Origin of the sequence: Saccharothrix saharensis, from assembly GCF_006716745.1 — a bacterium.
Classification (GTDB): Bacteria; Actinomycetota; Actinomycetes; order Mycobacteriales; family Pseudonocardiaceae; genus Actinosynnema; species Actinosynnema saharense.
In genome coordinates, this window is record NZ_VFPP01000001.1 from 7,566,963 (window position 1) to 7,581,997 (window position 15,035).

Here is a 15,035-nt window from a genome sequence, read left to right on the forward strand (position 1 = left end):
GCCGACCCAGGACGCGGTGGTGACGACGATGTCGGCCGGGTGGGTCTGGGTCACCGTCCCGTCCGACACCCGGACGTGGCCAGCGAGCTGCAGTGCTCGGTGGGGCCGGCGGTGGTTGTAGTGGGTCGCGTAGCGGTCCAGCGCTGTCCGCAGGTGGCGTTCGTTGATGATGAGCAGGCGGTCGGTGACTCGCGCCTGACGGTTCCGACAAATCGTTCGGCGTGGGCGTTGGCTCGCGGACACCGTGGTGGGATCTTCACGACCTGGATGTCGGTGGCGGAGAAGACCGCGTCGGACGAGGCGGTGAACTGACCGGCCCGATCGCGGATGAGGAACCGGAAGCTGTCGGCCCGGTAACCGAGGTCCATGAGCAGGTTGCGGGCTTGTTGGGTGGTCCATGCCCCGTCAGGGTTGGTGGTGCCGAGGATGTGGACGTAGCGGGTGGCGACGTCCATCACGAAGAAGACGTACACGCGCTCGAGGGTGACGGCGCAGTCGACGTGGGAGAAGTCGCAGGCCAACATGCTCGCCGCCTGGGCGCGAAGGAATCGTCGCCAGGAGGTGTCGGTGTCGCGCTGGGGCGCGGGCGGCATTCGCAGGCGCTTGAGCACGCGGCGGATGGTCGAGGCAGCTGTCCGATGTCCGAGCTCGAGCAGCTCGCCTTGGATGCGGCGGTAGCCCCCGCCCGCGTTTTCTCGGGCCATTCTCTCGATCAACGCCGCCACAGTGTCGTCGATCGGTGGGCGTCCGGTGCGGTTCGGGTAGGTCCACTTCTTCGCTACCAGGCGCCGGTGCCGGCGCAAAAAGGTGCCCGGTGTCACCACTCGGTGCTCGCGCGGCAGTCGGGGGAGCGAGCCGGCGCACCGATGCGGTGGGCACCGCGCGATTCGGCCCAGGCCTGTCGCGGGCGAGGGATGGCCCGGCGCAGCACTGCGACCTCGTGCCACGGCACCAGGTGCCGACGAACCGCTCGGTGCGCGATCACCGCAGCTCAGCGTCTCGGTTCTGGAACCCCCATGTCCGTCGGACGGGTTCAGTCGGGTTTCTCGTCGGGGTGGCGGTAGGCGTGGTTGAACGGGACGTCTTGCCGCCACAGGTCGCACAGTGCCCGGTTGAGTTCGACTTCCTTCGACGGTGTGTCCGGCAGAGGTAGGTGGAGTGCCTTGAGCAGCTCGAAGCGGTGCAGGTCGAACGCGGTGTGCACGGTCTCGGCGTACGCCTCGGCCGCTCTCAACGCTCCGCTATGAGCGAGGACGCCTACGGCAACCGGCGCCAGGGCCAATAGCAGCCACCACCCCGATCGCACGAGCAGAGCCGCGGTGGCGATGGTGACCATGGCGGCGGTGGCCGTCATTCGCGCGCCGGCGTCGAACACGTCACGGCGGTCGTCGACGAGGGCACGCACGCGATCACTCAGCAGGGGGTAGAGCCGGGGCCACGCCACGACCGCGTCCAGCCCGTACGCGCGGCCCGCCGTGTCCTCCATGGCCGTCATGACGTTGCCCAGTGCCGTGGCGCGGACGAGGTGGTCGTCGGCCGGGAACCGGCGCGACAGCAGAGTTCCGGCCTCTCCTGCCCGGAGGACGACCTCCGGACCGGGTGGCTTGTCCGTGTTCAACTCGTCGGGTTGCGCGGCGGCCGCGAGCCGTCGCTTGCGACGCAACTGCCACGATCTGCCCAGTGCCCGCAGGACTCGGGGCCAGCGGCCCTCCAGAACCCGGACCGCGGCCAGTTGGAGCGGTGCGAGCAGCAGTGCGATCAGGACGACTCCCAGCACGATCAGCAGCACCTGGCCCGGACCGAGCTTGGCTGTCGTCGCCCAGGCGCGGCCGAAGTCCGGGGGCCCGCCCGGCGCGCCCGCCCACACCAGCGTCAGGAGGAACCACGTACCCGCGAAGGTGGGCAGGAAGCTCACGGTGAAGAACCGCAGCGACAGGATGTCGAGCGAGGACTTGGCGACGTCGGACGGGCTCATGGTGCCAACCGCATCCGGCCGTGCCCGGCCTCCTCGCAGACCGGGTTGGTCCGCTCGTCGTAGAAGACGCGGTACACGGCGCGGTCGCAGGAGCCGCACTCGAAGCGGATCAGGCGGTACGCGGTGGACTGCCCCGGCTGGGCGGCGCGGTCGCCGTCGCCCAGAGCGCGGGTGGCGGTGGGGAACTCGGCCGCGATGAACGCGCGCGAGGTCGCGCCGACGGGTTGTCCCTCCACGGCGATGACGACCTCGGCGGGGCCGGTGGTCTGGCGCAGGAACTGCTCCAACGCCCCCGCGGCGGTCGTGACCGGAGCGCCTGCGGGCAGGTCGACCGTGGTGCGCGGCAGGGTCGGCGGCAGATCGGGGTCGACCAGCAGGTCGTATCCCAGGGGAACGTCCACTCCCATACTCCTCGGTGGTGACGGTTCACGGGCCGACGTGCACGTAACAGGCCCACACGTCCGGGCGGCGCGGCACCCGGCGGCGCAGTTCCCGGGTAGCCCGGTGCAGCGCGACGGGCGCCGCGTCGACGCCGCCCAGTTCGACAAGCGTGGCATAGGCGACATCGGCGACCGCCGGGGACTGGCCGTCGTCGGCCGACCACAGGGTGGCGATGACATGCCGGTACCCCGCCACGGACATGCCGGTCGCGAGGGTGATCGACTCGTCGATCAGCGGGATCCCGCCGACCGCCGTGTCGCACGCCGACAGGAAGGCCAGCTCTGCCCGCCGCAACCGCAGCGCGTCCACGTCCCGCACGGCGAGGGTGCGGTCCCAGAGCCGGATCTGTCCACTGCCGGGGTCGGTGACGTCCTGGTGGCCGTGGCAGGCGAAGTGGACCCAGTCGTGGTCGCCGAGGTGGCGTTCGACGGCGTCGCGGGTCGCTTCGGCGCCGCGCAGCACGGTGGGTGTCGTCCAGGGCGCCAACCGTGCACGTACCACGCGCAGCTCTTCGTCGACCGCGGGCAGCGGCGCGTGCCCCGGCGTCTTGGGCAAGCCGACCGCCAGCACCGACGGGGTGGTGTCGGACACGGGGCGGGCTCGCGCCGAGGCCAGGACCGACAACGTCGGGGTGTACGAGGAGATCACCCGGTCGAGCACGCTCTGCCCGCCGCCGCTCGCGGCGTGGATCGGCAGGAAGGACAGCGGGCCGACCGGGCACCACCAGACGCGGGGCCACACGTCCTCACCGGGTTCGTCGTGGTGCCCCAGGCGCGCCAGCACAGGCCGCGCGATCGTCCGCCACAGTTCCGCCAGCAGCGACCGGAGGACCGTGCGCGCCGCCGCGACCTCCGCCAGGCCGCCTCCCGGCAAGCGCGCCATCGCCTCGAGCAGCGTGTTGAACATGCGGAGCGCGCTGTCCAGGTCGAGGTCCAGCGGCACGACGTCGACCCCTTCGGCGGTGACGATCAGCGCATCGCAGCGGAGGTTGCTGGTGTTGACCACGACAACCGGGCCACCGGCGGCGGCGCGGGCCAACTCGTCGAACGGCGTGGGCAGGAGGAGGTGCTCGAAGCCGGGTAACCGCCGCACCCGAGCGAGTTGCTCCTCCCACTCGGCCACCAATCGCATCCGCTCGTCGCGTCGCCGCCCCGCCGAGCCGGCGCCGAGGTCCGCCTGTCCGGCCTCCTCGGTCTCGGCCGCGTCGAGCGCGGTGCGCAACTCGGTGAGTCGTTGGGCCGCCTCGGGGTGGTGTTCGGCGAGGGTCGAGAGGTCCTGCCGCGACCGGAGCGCGTCGGACCACAGCACCGAACGCCCGTGGTCGAGCAGTTCGACGGCCCGCTTCGGCTGTCCTTCCACCAGCGCGCACGCCGCCGCGTCCGCCGCCGCACCGGACCACTCGGCGATGAGGGACTGCCTGGTGACCCGGTCCAGCCTGCGACCGGTCAGTGCGGGCAGCAGGGCGATCGCCGCGGTGAACCCGTCGAGTGCCGATCTGTGGTCCCCGCGCGTCATCGCCAACACGGCCCAGTGCCGCGCCGCCCGGGCGCGGACGGCCGGCAGGTCGCGTGGATCGGAGGCCGCCTCCCGGTACGCCGCGATGGCGGCCTCGGCGTCCGCGGGATCGCCGGACGCGACGAACCGGCGGTGCAGGGCGGCCCCGATCACCATGTGGTGGGCCGCGCGCCCCGGGATGTCGGGCGGCAGCAGGTCCAGCACCTGCCGGTGGAAGTCGACGGCGCGGTCCAACCCCTCCGGCCGCCCGTCGGCCGTGGCGAAGGCGATGTTGCCGAGCAGACCCAGCAGGTCGACGCGTTCGTCGCCCGTGGAGGCACGGGCCAGTGCGGTGTGGCACAGCCGCTCGGCTTCGGCGAGGTCGTCCCGATCGCCGGCGGAGCCCTCCGACCTGCTCGCCAGCACGTTGGCGAGGTGGCGCGCCACCTTGGGCCACAGGACGTGCGTCGCACCGATCCTGGCGAACGCCTCCCGCGCCAACGAGATGGCCTCCCGCCGGTCGGCCGGGTCGTTGCGCATGCCGTGGCGGTGCACCAGCGCCCTGCTGAGGGTGGTCAGCGGGACGGCTCGGTCCAGGTGGCCCGGGGGGATCATCCGGACGGCGTGCCGACCGACCTCGATCGCCTCGTCCAGGTCGGCGGGCTCGCCGGTGTGCCGGTACCGCCACGTCAACGCCCGGCAGAACGCGTCCGCGCAGGCCGCGTGGTTGGAGGAACCCGGACGCGACGCCGCGACGGCGGAACGCCCCACCCGCACCGCTTCGTCGAGGTCCGCCACACGCCCGAAGCGCACGTAGCGCCGCACCAGGGCGGAGGTGAGCCCGGTGAGGACGGTGTCGCGCCCGGCATACCCATCGGGCATGATCCGCGACGCGCGTCGGTGGCACTCCACGGCCTGGTCGATCAGGTCGACCTCGCCGCTGCGCTCGAACCGCGTCACGAGCTGGTGCGCCAACAGGTTCAGGCCCCTGACCTTCTCCGCGTGACCGGCCGGCATCACGGCGACGACCTCCTCGGCCAGCGCGGTGGCTTCGTGCAGGTCGTCCTCGTCCCCGAAGTGCTCATATCCGACCGAGAGCGCCACGCCCAACGCCCACAGCCTGGCTGCTCGGGTGTCGGGGGTGGCGTCGGCCGCGGTCTCCCGGGCCGCCGCACGTCCTGCGGCGATGGCCTCCCGGAGGTCCTCGGCGTCGCCCGCGTGCTTGAACCTGATCCGCAGGGCGATGCACAGGTTGCTCCGGTGCGTCGCGGGATCGTCGCCGTGCGACGCCGCGACCCGTGCCGCCGTGCGGAAGAGGGTGATCGCCTCGTCCAGGTCCGCGCGGTCACCCCATTGTTCGAACCGGCTCCGCAACGCCACCGCCAGGACCCCGAGGGGTCCCGCGCGGCGCGGGTCGTCCGGCGCTGCGGACTTGACGGCTTCCCGGCCCACCCGGATGGCTTCCTCGGCGTACTCCGGCAAGCCGGTGCGGTCGAAGAGCATCCTGGCGCAATTGGCCAGGCCTGCGAGCAGGTGCGTCCGGGAGTCGTCGTCGGCCGCCGCCACGGCCTCCCGGAACAGCGGCAAGGCGTGTTCACCGTCGGCCACCAGGCCCGAGCTGTGGTACCGGGTGAGCCACACGTGGCCGGTGTCGTGCAGGCACCCCGCCCGCAGCGGATGACCGGCCGGCAGCTCCGCGACCGCCAGGGCGAACAGCCCGATCGCGCGGTCGACCAGGGTCAGGTCGCCCAGCGCGACCCCCTTGTCGGCCATCACCCGCCCATTGGCGATCAACTCGTTCACGCGCTGATCGAGCAGCAACTCGGCCGCGTTGTCCAAGTACCCCCGCACTTGCGGGGGTACCCGGTCCGGCGCGATGTCGCGCACCATACGGAACAACCCGAGCGCCCTGCGGAGGTCCGGACCGTCCTGCCCGCTCGGCAACGCCAGGTAGCGGGCCCAGTGCAGCAACCCCACCCACATCAGGATTTCCGGGTCGTGCATGCGCGGGTCCTGCTCCGCGACGGCGAGCCGCATGAGGTCCCCGGCCTCGACCAGCGATCGGGGGTCGAGGACTGCGGCAGCATCAGAGGGGCCGCGGGACTCCATGATGCGGGCTCTGATCGACTTCAGGAGTTCCTCGCGCATGATCGGTTGTCGTCCGCGGCCCGCCTGTCGTTAGCGCTTCCCGCTACTGTGGAAGGGTGTCGTCACGAGACCGTGCGCTCGCGGCCGTTCGACGCCGGCTGGACCGTGCGGCGCGGGACCCGTCGGTCGTGCTGGGCGCGGAGGTCGAGGCGGAGCTGCACGAGCTGATGCGGCTCGTTCCGGACCCGGACGCGGATCCCGCGGCGGTGGAGGCGGTCGGGTGGCTCTACTGGGTGCGTTACCGGGAACTGCCGGACGGCCCTGAGCGCTACACGGCCATGATGGCCGCGGGTGCGTTGTTGTCGCGGCTGTACCGGGCGACGCCGGAGAAGATCCCCCACGAGCTGCGCCTGCCGGCACCGGACGATCCCGGCAGCTTGACCCGACGGGCCGTCGAACTGACCCTGCGGTTCGAGGCCGAGGGGGACGTGGCGGCGTTGGACGAGTCGGTCCGCCTGTACCGCAGGGCCTTGGCGACCATGTCGACCGACGACCCCCATCTGGGCCTGTGCTGCCAGATGCTGAGCACCGCGCTGCGCTACGGCGGTGACCCTGGTGTCCTCCCGGAGTCGGTGGAGCTGGCCCGAGCGGCGCTGTCCGTCACGCCGGCGGACCACGAGTACCGAGCCGACCGCTTGAGCAACCTCGGCCACGCCCACCTCGCGGTGTTCGACCACGGCGGTGACGCCGACGCCCTGTGGGAGGCGGTGGCGTGTTTCGGGCAGGCGGTCGCGGCGTCCGACGACCACCCCCACGCCGCATCCCTGCTGGTCGACCTGAGCCGGGCGTTGCAGAAGACCTACCGGCACCACGGTGACGTTCCGGCGCTGCTGGAAGCCGTGCGGGTCGCGCGCCGAGCCGCGGCCGCACCCCCGGACGGGCGGGCCGACACCGCCGATCTCCTGTCCCACCTCGGGGTCGACCTCCAGACGGCCCACGAACAGCGCGGCGACGATCCGGCGTTGGTCCCGGAAGCCCTCCGGGCAGGCCGGGAGGCGCTGGCGGTCGCGCCGCCGGACCACCCCCACCGGCACATGTTCCTGGGCAACCTCAGCACGGCGCTGCGCATGTCCCACGAGCAGACCGGCGACATCGAGACCCTGTTGGAGGCACTGGAGATCGGGCGCGAAGCGGTGACCGCCGCCCCGGCCGACAGCCCCGACCGCGCCGCCTACCAGAGCAACCTCGCGGGGGTCCTGGCGACCTGGTCTGAATTGCGCGGTGACGTCAACGCCCTGGAGGACGCGGTCCGGCTCGGCCGCGAGGCCGTGGCCGCCACGCCACCGGAGCACACCGGCCGACTCCCGCGCCTGAACAACCTCGCCCTCGCACTGCACAGCCTGTACCTGCGCAACCGGGACGTCGACCTCCTGGCGGAGGCGGTGCAGGTCGGTCGGCAGGCTGTGGTTTCCGCTCCCCCCGACCACCCGGGCAGGGCCAGGACGCTGCTCAACCTCGGTGTGGTCCTGGAAAGCTTGGCCGACCGCACCAAGGAGGCGGGGGTCATGGCGGAGGCGGTGGGCGCGTTCCGGGAGTCGGTGGCCGCCGCCCGGCGGGCCGGGCTTCCGCTGGACATCCACCTCAACAGCCTGTGCGTCGCCCTGCGGACGTCCTTCGAGCACACAGGGAACACCGACATCCTGCGCGAAGCGGTGCAGGTCGGCAAGGCTGCGGCCACGGCCGTCCCGGGCAACACCGCGCACCGCGCCCGCGCCCTGCTCAACCTGGCGTCGTCCGCGCAGCGACTGGCCGAGGAGGACGGTTCCACCGATGCCCGCTCCGATGCGCGGACGGCCTTCGAAGAGGTGACGACACTGCTCGCCGCGCCCGTCCAGCTTCGCATCACCGCCTGGTGGGGGTTGGGGCGGACGTGCACCACCGCCGAGGAAGCCCTGGGTGCCTACGAGCAGGCCGTGGAGCTGCTCCAGCAGGTGGCGCCGCGCGCGCTCGCGCACCAGGACCGGGTGCACGTGCTGAGCGAGACCCACCAGCTGCCCGCCGAGGCGGCGTCGGTCGCCATCGCCGCGGGCCGCCCGGACCGGGCCGTCGCGCTGCTCGAACGCGCCCGCGGCACACTCCTCGCCGAAGCCGTCGGCGCTCGCCACGACCTCCGCGAGCTGCACGACCGGGCACCTTCGCTGGCCGACGAGTTCGACCGGCTGCGCGCCGCGCTCGACGACCCCGAGTCGGCCGACGCCACGCAGCGGCACCGGTTGGGCGGCGAGTGGGAGTCGCTGCTGGACCGCGTTCGCGCGCTGCCCGGCTTCCACGGCTTCCTGCGCACGCCCCCGGTGGAGGCGCTGCGCCGCGACGACGGCCCCGTCGTGCTGCTCAACCTGAGCCGACAGCGGTGCGACGCCCTCGTCATCACCCCTGCCGCCGGCCCTCCGGTGCGCCTGGTGCCCCTGCCCGACGCCGAACCGCGCCGGGTCCGCGCCGAGATCGGCCGGTTCCTCCTGGCCGCGGACGCCTTCGTGGACCCCGACCGGCCACTGGCCGACAAGCTGACCGCCGCGGCGGACGTGCGGGACGTGCTGGCCTGGACCTGGGACGCGATCGCCGGGCCGGTCCTGGACGCGCTCGGGCTGGCCCGGCCGCCCGGACCCGGCGCGGACTGGCCGCGGGTGTGGTGGTGCCCGGTCGGTCCGGTCGCCTACCTGCCGCTGCACGCCGCCGGCCGCCACACCGGCCCCGACGCCCTGTCGGTGATGGACTGCGTCGTCTCCTCCTACACCCCGACGGCCAACGCCCTGAGCCGCGACGGCACGCCCGCCACCGCCACGGCCGGCACCGGCACGCCCGCCAAGGCGCTCGTCGTGGCCATGCCGGAGACCCCACGAGCCGCTCCGCTGCCCGGCGCGCTGGCCGAGGCGGGGCTGGTGGCGGAGTTCGTCCCCGGTTCGAGCCTGCTGATCGGGCCGGACGCCACCCGTGACGCGGTCCTGGCCGCCCTGCCGCGGCACGGTCTCGTGCACCTGGCGTGCCACGGGCACAGCGACTGGAATGCCCGCGCGGACAGCCGGCTGCTGCTGCACGACCACGCCGACAACCCGCTCACCATCGGCGCCCTGTCACGGCTCCGCCTGCCCGACGCCGAGCTGGCCTACCTGGCGGCGTGCAGCACCACCAGGGCGCACCCCAGCGTGGTCGACGAGGCCGTGCACATCACCGCTGCGTTCCGGATCGCCGGGTACCGGCACGTGGTCGCACGCTGTGGCCCATCGACGACGCGGTCGCCACCAGGACCACCCGGGAGGTGTACTCGGCGCTCACCGACGACGGGCGCCGCCCACCCGACACCGCCCACACGGCGCACGCCCTGCACCGCGCGATCCGGCGGCTCCGCGACAGCCACCCGCGCAACCCCCTGCTCTGGGCAGCGCACATCCACGTCGGGCCGTGACGGCGCTCATCGTGCCGGTGCCGAGTCGCTACCGGTCGCGCGGCGTCCACGCAGAACCAGTCGCCGTCGTCATCCGCACACCGCGCCAAATCCGCGCCCTGGTCCAGAAGGTCACCGAGCACCACGTCCAGCATCGACGACCGAAGGACTCTGACAACCACGACCGCACCCTCCGACAGCGCCGCGTCACTCCCGCCATCGACGCCACCCGCTGGGGACACCACCCTGGCCGCCGAATCCGCTCACGACGTCACCTGGCAGTCCCCATGGGCCACCGGCACCGGACCAGCACCGCCCACCGTGCCACCCTCACCGGCTGGGTGCGGGCGGTGGCGTGGACGTACATCGACGGCCGGCCGGTCGCCGTCACCGGCAGAGACGACAGCACGGTGTGGGACTTGGCCGACGGCACCGGGCCAGTGATCGTTCGGCGGGAAGTTCGGGAGCAGACCTCCTTCAGGAAAGCATCACATCTACGGTCAGGCTCGTCTGTTCTCGATGATGAAGCTGCTGGTCGCGCGTCTATGGTTTGATCAACATCCCGCTCGCAGGGGTGACCACCGTGGAATCGGCTGCTGCCGCGTGCTGGTCCACGTCCCCATGGCGCGGGCTGGTGCCGTCGCGGGGTGATGCCTGGTGATCGATCGGTCCGCCTGCGCAGGTCGGTCCAGCGAGGAACAGGTAGGGCAACCGGAGCGGCGCAGCCGGCCGTCGTGCCGTCAGCCGGGATCGACGTTGTGGCGGCCCGCAGCCCGCGGCCCGCAGCCCGCAGGTGCCGGGTGATCCGGTGACGTTCCGGTTCCCGGGCGCGCCCTGGCGGGGAAGACCGTGGACGGCCCGCTTCAAAACGGGTTCAAAGGTGGTTGAAGGAGGACCGAAGCCGATCTCCGCACACTCGCAGCGATGGTGGCCGGTGGGGCGCCGGCCGCGTGTTGTGGGGGGCGATGGTGAGAGTTCGAAGACTCGTGCTCGTAGGCACGGCTGCGGCCCTGGTCGGTACCGCGACCGCGCTGTGGCAGTTCGATCGCGAGGGCGCGGTCGGTGTGGTGCCGGCTGCGCAGGGGCCGGTCGCCGAAGCGGAGACCGAGCAGGCGGCGCTCGCTGCCGCTCGCCGGCAGGGCTCGAAAGTGGAAGTGGCGGGCCTGAAAACCGAGAACGCCAGGTTCTTCGCCAACCCGGGTGGCTCGATGACCATGGAGCAGTCCGTGGTGGCCACCCGGCTGAAGCGGGACGGCACGTGGGTGGACATCGACCCGTCACTGGTCGAGCGGGGGGACGGTTCCTTCGCGACGCGGGCCACCGAGGCCGAGGTGGTCTTCTCCGGGGGTGGCGCGCAGCGGTTCGCGCGGATGACGGCCGGCGGGGCCGAGATCGCGCTGAGCTGGCCGACACCGCTTCCCGAGCCGGTGATCTCGGGTGACACCGCGACGTACCCGGAGGTCATCCCGGGGGTCGACCTGCGGGCCAGGGCGGGCCGTGAGGGCTTCGGGCACGAGCTCGTGGTGAAGACGCGCGGGGCCGCCGCCGCGCTCACCGAGGTCCGCTTCGGCCTGACGGTCGAGGGCGCTCGGTTCAGCGAGGACAAGGGTGCGCTCAAGGCGGTGAACCCGAAGGGTGAGGTCGTCTTCAGCGCACCTGCGGCGACCATGTGGGACAGCGGGGGGCGCGACGCGGCGGTAGGGGTCGCGGTCAGTGCGACGGAACTGGCGTTGACGCCGGACCGAGCCCTGCTGACCGACCCGGCGGCCGAGCTGCCGATCACCATCGACCCGCAGTACAGCTACCACTCGCCGCGCCAGGCCGAGTGGTCCGTGGTCCGCAGCGGCTGGCCCGACCAGGCCTACCACAACCCGGCGCCGGTGGACGCCGACGAGCGGGCCAAGGGTGTCGCGAGGGTCGGCAAGTGCCCGGACTGCGATAGGGCCGACATCGCGCGCTCGCTCTTCCGGTTCGACGCGGTCCCCCTGCAGGGGACGAAGATCCAAAGTGCGCGACTCTTCATCAAGCAGGGCTGGAAGTACCAGCACACGTGCGACTCCGCCCAGGTGCCATGGGTGGACCTGCACGTCCTCAACCACGTCGGTTGGGACACGACGTGGCACAACCAACCGTGGTGGGGCGACGCCAACCGGGTCGACTCCGCGCGGCCGGTGGGCAAGGTCGGGTACTGCACCCCCGGTTGGGCGAGCTTCGTCATCTGGACGCCGGCGCAGGAAGGGGCCGACGGCAACTGGCGGAACCTGGTGTTCGGGCTGAAAGACCGGGACGAGACCAGCGAGAACGGCTGGAAGCGGTTCTACGTCGCGCGGGAGGACGACGGCACGGAGAGCTACCCGTACATCTCCGTCGAGTACAACCACCACCCCGACAACGCGCGGAACCCCCGCACGGAACCGGTGTTGACGCCGTGCAAGCACTGCGGTGGGACGTCCTACGTGGGTGGTGACCGCATCCTGCTCAAGGGCGACCTCTCCGATCCGGACGGTGGGACCATCTGGGGTGGTGTCCACGTCAACGGCGTGTGGCAGACGATGGGCACCGGACGTTCCGGCACCACCTTCGCCACGGAGGTGGGGCTGGCGGGCAGGCCGGACGGGCAGAGGATCGACTGGAACATCGCGGCCAGTGACGGCGTCCTCGACAGCAAGGTGTGGGAGAACGGCCCTTCGTTCGTGATCGATCGGACACCGCCCAAGCCGCCGATCGTGGACAGCGTCCTGTACCGCGAGGACAACGACTGGCACGGCGGTCCCGGCGTCGCCGACAGGTTCTGGTTCAGGTCGAACGGCGACGGCGACGTCGACCACTACAAGTACTCGTGGTCGGGTACCCCGAGCGAACGGGTCGAGCTGGACCAGGGCAGTACCCTGGGCGGCAGCTCCAGCACCTGGCTGACCCCGCGCGATACCGGTCGCCAGACGCTGTTCGTGAGCAGCGTGGACAAAGCGGGCAACACCAGCCCGCCCACCACGTACACGTTCAACGTGCGCACAGGCCTCGGTCCGAAGTCGCTCTGGCCGCTCGACGGCCACGCCCGGGACGACGCGGACGTCGGTGACCGGGACGCCACCCTGCACGGCGGCGCGACGTGGATCGATGGGGGCGCGGTCGGTTCCGCTGTGCAGCTCGACGGGGTGAACGGCTACCTCTCCGCCCCGAACAGCGTGCTCACCGGCACGAGCTTCAGCGCGTCCGCGTGGGTCAAGCTCGACCCGCAGCACCCCGGCTCCACCGCCACCGCGGTCAGCCAGCTCGGCTCCGCGCTGCCCGGGTTCCAGCTGTCCTGGCTGAACACGAACAGCTGGGCCTTCGGGGTCGCCCGCTCGGCCACCGATGTCGCCAACGACGTCGCTTCGTCCCCCGTCGGCGCGCCGCAGCCAGGCGCCTGGACGCACCTCACCGGTGTGTACGACGCAACGGTGCGGACGTTGCGGCTGTACGTCAACGGAACGCTCGTGGGCACGGCACAACGCAGCACGAACGACTGGAGCGCGGCCGGCGAGGTCCGCATCGGTGACGCGGGTTCGGCCGGGCAGCGCTGGAAGGGCGCGGTCGACGAGGTCCGCGTGTACGACCGGGCACTGGTCGGCAGTGAGGTGCGTGCGCTGGTCGGCCTGGGCAACGTCCAGGCGGGGCAGTGGAAGTTCGACGACAGGACCGGTGGCAACAACGTCCCGGGCGGTACGCCGATGACGCTGAAGGGCGGCGCCAAGTACGTGCCCGGTGCGGTCGGCGAAGGTCTGCAGCTCGACGGTGTCGACGACACCGCCGAGACAGGGGAGTCCGTGCTGCGCACCGACCAGAGCTTCGCGGTCACCGCGTGGGTGAAGCAGGACAGGACCGGCCCTGATGGCCGGGCCTACAGCATCCTGTCCCAGGACGCCGGCCCGAGAAGCGGCTTCGCGCTCAACCAACGCCAGGTGAACGGTGTCGGCAGGTGGGAACTCCTGGCCCCGTCGTCCCAGGACACGCCCGGCTCACCCAACGCCCAAGCACTCTCGTCGATGCCGTCGAAGCCGAACACCTGGACGCACCTCGCGGGCGTCTTCGACCGACCGGCCCAGCAGATCCGGCTCTACGTCGACGGTGTGCACGCGGCCACCGCCCCGTGGACCAGCCACACCGCGTCCAGCGGCTCGCTCATGGTGGGCACCGTCAGGTGGAACGGCAACCTGAACGGCTACTGGCCGGGAGGGGTCGACGAGGTCCGCGCCTACACGCGGGTCATCGACGAGGCCGAGATCAGGGGCATCATCGCCGCCGACGCGGTGGCCACGGGTTCGTGGAAGCTCGACGGCAACGCCGTCGACGATTCGGGCCGGGGCCGCGACGGCACGGTGAGCGGCACGCCGACCTGGGTGCCGGGACACAGCACCACTCCCAACGCCGACGACCTCGCCGTGGGCCTGGACGGCGTCGACGACCGCATCCACGCCCCCAACGCCGTCGACACCACGCGGAGCTACGCGGTGTCGGCCTGGCTGAACCCCCGGGCCGCGAACGTGGTGCAGACCGCGGTCTCCCAGGACGGGGCAGCCGCGGGTACGCCGGCAGAACGCAGCGGGTTCGCCCTGCACACCACGGCCGACGGCAGGTGGGCATTCACCGGGGTGACGGCGACCGGGGCACCGGTGTCGGTGACCGGCGGCGGTGTGCAGCCAGGTGCGTGGACGCATCTCGCGGGCGTGCACGATGCGCAGCGCGAAGAGATCTCCCTGTACGTCAACGGTGTCGTGGTCGGCACGAGACCACTCGACGCACCGCTGGGCAGCGGCAAGGAGCTCCAGATCGGTCGGGGCCAGGCCGCCGGCAAGGCCGTGGAGTTCTTCCGCGGCGCCGTCGACGACGTGCGGACCTACCAGCGGACCCTGTTCGAGGAGGAGATCCGGGTCATCGCGGGCCGTGACCTCGCCCTGGTGCACAACCTGAAGCTCGACGAGACCGGCGGCACCACGGCGGCGGACTCGGTCGGCTCACGCGGCGGCACGGTGCACGGTGGCGCCACCTTCGGTCCCGGCCGGGGGCCGGGCAACGGCGTCGCCCTGGACGGCGTCGACGACGCGGTCTCGACCACGGGCACGGACGTGCGCACCGACCAGAGCTTCACGGTCAGCACGTGGGTCAACCTCCGGGAGGCGGTGGACGGCGAGGTGACGGCGGTCAGCCTCGACTCGGGGCAGGCCGGCAAGTTCCGGCTGGGCCACGTCAAGGACGACTACGAGAACTCGCTCGGCGCCTGGACGTTCGAGATGCCCGAGCAGGACGGAACGGTCACGCAGGCGGCGTTGTCGGTGCTGCCCACCGAGGTGGGCGAGGACAAGTGGGCCCACCTGGTCGGTGTCTACGACGCCAAGGCCAAGAAGATCTGGCTCTACGTCAACGGCCTGCGCGTCGGTGACGGCACGTTGCTCACCCCCTGGGCCGGTGGTGAGGGGTTGCAGCTCGGCCGGTCCAAGCACGACAACACCTACAGCCGGTACTGGGCCGGCCGGATCGACGACGTGCGCCTGTACACCGGCGCCCTCAGCACCGACCGCGTCTGGGAACTCCACAAGTCCTACGGCTCCGCCTGAC

Annotated in this window: 5 protein-coding genes and 1 pseudogene; 2 read left to right on the top strand and 4 right to left on the bottom strand. The window is 72.1% G+C overall.

Annotated features, from left to right (window positions below; genetic code table 11):
* Nucleotides 1-50: 50 nt before the first annotated feature.
* The 4 genes from FHX81_RS42350 to FHX81_RS34590 all read right to left on the bottom strand — a co-directional run bounded on the left by FHX81_RS42350 (nucleotide 51) and on the right by FHX81_RS34590 (nucleotide 6,058).
* Complete coding sequence (locus FHX81_RS42350) at nucleotides 51-821, bottom strand: hypothetical protein (protein ID WP_246108120.1); 771 nt, start codon at nucleotides 819-821, stop codon at nucleotides 51-53.
* Nucleotides 822-1,033: 212 nt separating this feature from the next.
* Nucleotides 1,034-1,975, bottom strand: a complete 942-nt coding sequence (locus tag FHX81_RS34580; protein WP_141982702.1) for a hypothetical protein — start codon at nucleotides 1,973-1,975, stop codon at nucleotides 1,034-1,036.
* Nucleotides 1,972-2,376, bottom strand: coding sequence for a hypothetical protein (locus tag FHX81_RS34585; RefSeq protein WP_141982703.1), 405 nt, complete (start codon nucleotides 2,374-2,376; stop codon nucleotides 1,972-1,974). The genes FHX81_RS34580 and FHX81_RS34585 overlap by 4 nt, the downstream gene beginning before the upstream one ends.
* A 25-nt stretch (nucleotides 2,377-2,401) precedes the next feature.
* Nucleotides 2,402-6,058: a CHAT domain-containing protein gene (locus tag FHX81_RS34590; RefSeq protein WP_141982704.1), complete on the bottom strand. Its 3,657-nt coding sequence runs from the start codon at nucleotides 6,056-6,058 to the stop codon at nucleotides 2,402-2,404.
* Between the two features lie 1,505 nt (nucleotides 6,059-7,563).
* Here FHX81_RS34590 and FHX81_RS43085 point away from each other — a divergent pair.
* A pseudogene (locus FHX81_RS43085) lies at nucleotides 7,564-9,461 on the top strand (CHAT domain-containing protein).
* Between the two features lie 965 nt (nucleotides 9,462-10,426).
* On the top strand, nucleotides 10,427-15,034 hold the full coding sequence (locus FHX81_RS34600) for a LamG-like jellyroll fold domain-containing protein (protein ID WP_170232281.1): 4,608 nt from the start codon (nucleotides 10,427-10,429) through the stop codon (nucleotides 15,032-15,034).
* The last annotated feature ends 1 nt before the right edge of the window (nucleotide 15,035 follow it).